The following is a 704-nucleotide window of genomic DNA, read 5'->3' as shown; positions in this document are numbered from 1 at the left end:
AAGCAACCCGACCCAGCCACCGAGCCAGCCAGCCGACCCACCCTAGGCGCCGTTGCCGCCGCGCGCGGTAGGGCGGGCCCTACCCCGCACGGTGACCCGTGCCCCACTGATCGGGACCGCCCGGGCCGGTTGGCTTGTGCCATGAGGATGTTGCCGATTGCTTGGAAGTCCCTACGGGCCCGCTGGGTTGGTCTCATCGGGGCGTTCACGGCCCTGGCGCTCGGCGTCGCGATGACGACGGTGATGCTGCTCGGGCTGGCCACCGCCCTGGCGTTGCCCGGCGGGGAGGCCGTGGTGTCGCTGGTGGCGGCGCTCGGCACGGCGGGCGGGGTGAGCGCCTTCGTGTCGGCGTTCGTCGTCGCCTCCACCTTCTCGTACGCGGTGGCGCAGCGCCGGCGTGAACTGGGCCTGCTGCGCCTGGCCGGCGCCACCCGGGCGCAGGTGCGCCGGGCCGTCCTGGCCGAGGCCCTGATCCTGGGCGTCGCGGCCTCGGCCGTGGGGTGCGTGCTCGGCCGGCTCGCGGCGCCCTCGATGGTGCGCTGGCTCGGCGACGTGGACATGGCGCCGCGTGACCTCGCGCTCGGGTCGCAGCACTGGCCCCTGTACGCCGCCTTCTGGACCGGCCTGTTGGTGGCCCTGGGCGGGGTGGTGGTGGCCGCCCGGCGCGCGGGGCGGCTGGGGCCGCTGGACGCGCTGAGCGATGC

The 704-nt window shown here is 75.9% G+C and carries 1 protein-coding gene; it reads left to right on the top strand.

Features of this window, described 5'->3' with window-relative positions; translation table 11 throughout:
* Positions 1–141 precede the first annotated feature (141 nt).
* The coding region (locus tag KUM32_RS41050) for an FtsX-like permease family protein (protein WP_254406791.1) at positions 142–704 on the top strand (563 nt) is incomplete at its 3' end.

It is taken from the genome of Streptomyces sp. AC627_RSS907 (assembly GCF_019049165.1).
Note: the sequence above shows the minus strand (reverse complement) of the source record. Positions and strands in the feature narration are given on the sequence as shown.